This is a genomic window from Streptomyces cucumeris (genome assembly GCF_024295805.1).
In the GTDB taxonomy this organism is placed as follows: Bacteria; Actinomycetota; Actinomycetes; order Streptomycetales; family Streptomycetaceae; genus Streptomyces; species Streptomyces cucumeris.
Genome location: NZ_JANCLX010000003.1, coordinates 431,607 through 434,813, shown reverse-complemented (window position 1 = coordinate 434,813; position 3,207 = coordinate 431,607). Strand labels below are relative to the sequence as shown.

Below are 3,207 nucleotides of genomic sequence, written 5' to 3'. Positions count from 1 at the left end.
CACCCGGCTCCTCACGGCGGCGACGAGCGGTGACCTTGCTGGTGATGCTGTCGATCGCTTTCGTGGCCGTCTTCAGAGACACGCTGACCGACTACCTCATGATCAAACCCAGTGTGATCAGGGAGAATGACTCCAATGCGGAGTATGACGCCAACAAGGTGCCGTTCACGGTGTCCGTGCGGCCCGTGGAGGACGAGCCCGAGGCATGGACCATGGTTCTCGACCGGGCACTGACTCCCGAAGAGAAGCAGAAACTGGTAGCCGTCGAGAACGACCGCTCCGGCGCCTTCGCGTACCTGAGGAAACTGGGTGGTCGCCCGCTCGCCGAGGAGGCCACGCTGGAGAACGCCCCCAAGCGGTACAAGGATCAGCTGGAGTCGAGCACCCTCGGAGGGTACGCCGACGTGTTCCAGATGAACGTGATGAGCACCCGGTCCACCTCGGTGGTCATCAACGGTTGGCAGGTCACCGACGTCACCTGCCGGAAGAGCACCGGGCACACCCTCGTGACGCTTCCGTCGCAAGGCGGAACATCCTACGAAGGTCTCCAGCTCCATATTCCGCCCCTCGGCGGCGAACCGGTGCTGGCCGATGAGACCGAGGGACAAGGCGAGTCCTACTTCAGCACCCATTACATCGAGGTCGGAGGCGGTCAGCCCGCGGGTGGTTTCACGGTGCAGGCGATCGCGCCATGGGGGAAGTCGTGCCAGTGGGGCATCAAGGTCCGCTACACCGACCCCTACCAGACCACACGGTGGGTCCAGCTGAAGGACGGCAATGGCAAGCCCCTGCGTATACGCACCGACTCCGTCCCCACGGACGCCCGGGAAGAGTGGGGTTTCGCTGTCCAGCCATGGAGGCTCTGCGATACGTCGGAACCGCGGAAGTGCATCACAAAGTCGGCACGTCGTGGCTTTCGTCCTCTTGGCCCTGCTGTGCATCCAAGGACGTAGTTTGGCTGCCCGAGCCGGGCCTCAGCTGTTCCTTCACGGGGCAGGCTCTCCCCTGGAACGCTACGCCCGCCCCGGTGTCGGAACGTGCCCGCGGCCGACGGCTCTTTCCCCCTCGCGGTCCGCTCCGAGCACGCCACCCTCATCGACCCCCTCACCCCCGGGACCCACGTCCTGGCCGTGAGCGCCGGATGGGAGGTCTTCGACCGCGGGTATCTGCCCCAGCTGCGCATGTGTGCGGGCGACCACTGGCAGCTCGCGTACTGGACCACCACTGACGACGACCAGGCCACCCTGCCACACTGCCCGCCTCCGCTCACCGCAGAGCAGCGTGGCCGCGACCGGGCCCAGGCCCGTCAGCGGCGCGCGGACAACCGCCAGTCCACTCCGCCCCGTCGACCCACCGGCTGCGCTGCGGCCACCAACGCCAGCACCGGGCGGCCGGCCGCCCTCCGGAGTGAGCGCGGCAGGACCAACCCCCACCGAGTCGCACTCGTCCCCGAGTCGGCGGCCGCCAGCGGCAGCCATTCCGCCCCGCCCCAAGCAGCCGTCGGCCATTCCCCCGGGCCGGGCACCGCCTCCGAGCAGCTTTGGCATGGGCCACCACTACCGCCCTTCCCGTCGCCCGACCCGGGTGAAGGCGGTCGACGGTCGGTTTTACACCGATGGCTGAAGCGCCCGGCGGGGTGAGCGCGGCAGAACCAGCTCCAACCGATTCGCGCCCGCATCCAGGCCCGCGGCGCCAGTGCAGGATCTGGAAACTTTTCCCCCCCCACGCGAAGCCCTGTTCACCGGCATGACAGTTCGTCACTATGTGTGAGACACCCGGTCACGACGGTCCGGGAACGTCACGAGGGGGACGCGATGGGCGAGAACAAGAAACCGGGCGAGGACGAGGAGACGGGGCTGCTCGTCGCCGTGTTCCTGAGCCTGGCACTGGGGTTGGCGTACGCCTACGTCATCCGCGACAACGGGAAGCCCGAGACCTGGGGCTCGCTCGTCATCGCCGGGATCGTCGGCTTCGCGGCCGGACACTTCGGCGGTAAGGGGGAGACGGTGCCGCTCGCCGTGGCGGTCGCAGCCCCGCTCGCGACCTACCTTGGTCTGCTTCTGGGGATCGCCCTGCTGCTCGTCCACCCGTGGAATGGGGACTTCTCCGACGCCTGGAAGGTTTTTACCGACGACTTCGGGCAGCTGGCGAAGGCATTCAAGAGCGAGGCAGAGCCGAAGGACTGGATCATGCTCCTGGCCGGCGCCCCGGTGGGCTACTTCTGTGCCCGCGGGGCCGCCGATTAGCGGGCGCATCGAGTCGTGATCAATCTGTGGGATGAGCCTTCGCGGCGCGGCCCGGTCCGAGTTCGCTGACGCCCAGGCCCTGCGCGAACAGTTGGCGGCCCGCAAGATGGCCGGTGCCGATAGGGAGAACCGTGCTCGGGCACGGGCACGCGCGGAGAAGGCTGGCCGACGGTCTGTCCCTCGGGCCTTCGGCCGAACCGCGTGAAGTTGCGTTGGTCTGGCGCCCCCTGGCCAGTCGGCCAACTCGACCGGAAGGAGGCGGATTCAGAAACAGGCTCACAGACGAGCTGGCCTGAGCGGCTTTCCAGATGTCCTGTCGGTGACGAGCCGGCAGAACGCGGCCCTGATCGTCCCGACTTGGTCACAGTGGCTGGTTCTCGCCTGACACGACGCCGAGTGGTTCGTAGGGTGATCACCTCATCCAGATGCTTCACCTGAGAGGGAACATGCCTCAGAACGGCGCATTCTCCACCGGCGGGCACCACTCACGCCGTGCCCGTCGCACCGTCGCTGCCTTGGTCGGCGCGGCGGCCCTGGCCGCGCTGGGCACCATGAACGCGCCAACTGCGACGGCCGCCCCCGCGCCGCCCGGTGGGAGCTCATGGGACCACGTGTGGTCGGGGTCCGGTGTCAAGGTCTACGTGAAGGAACGCGGAGACATAGTCTCCGTGTGCGACACGGCCGCGAACGGTCACTCGGCCTGGACGACGGTGGACCGTCTGAACCCCGACATCGAGGGCTACAAGATGTACGCCCGCGGCGGGAAGGGAACCTGCACCTCCCACTCGGCTGCCGAAGGCGGCAGGTACAACCTGGCGGAGGGCGGCCAGTACACCCTCAACTTCGAGGGCCGCGGCGACAACGGCGGCTCGGTCGCGGGCTTTGTCAACGACCACTGAGCATGTGCGTGCGGCGGGGGGGGGCGCGCGGGGGCCCCCCCCCCCCCCCCCCCCCCCCCCCC

Annotated in this window: 3 protein-coding genes; all 3 read left to right on the top strand. The window is 68.2% G+C overall.

The features are described 5' to 3' along the window. A partial coding sequence (locus NMK44_RS07010; protein ID WP_254739438.1) for a hypothetical protein occupies nucleotides 1-953 on the top strand: 953 nt, incomplete at its 5' end. A gap of 861 nt (nucleotides 954-1,814) precedes the next feature. After that, complete coding sequence (locus tag NMK44_RS07005; protein ID WP_254739436.1) at nucleotides 1,815-2,246, top strand: hypothetical protein; 432 nt, start codon at nucleotides 1,815-1,817, stop codon at nucleotides 2,244-2,246. Between the two features lie 515 nt (nucleotides 2,247-2,761). After that, nucleotides 2,762-3,145: a hypothetical protein gene (locus tag NMK44_RS07000; RefSeq protein ID WP_254739434.1), complete on the top strand. Its 384-nt coding sequence runs from the start codon at nucleotides 2,762-2,764 to the stop codon at nucleotides 3,143-3,145. The last annotated feature ends 62 nt before the right edge of the window (nucleotides 3,146-3,207 follow it).

Coding starts and splice junctions, on each gene's coding strand:
- NMK44_RS07005 (WP_254739436.1), top strand. CDS start 1,815: ATGGGCGAGAACAAGAAACCGGGCGAGGACGAGGAGACGGGGCTGCTC.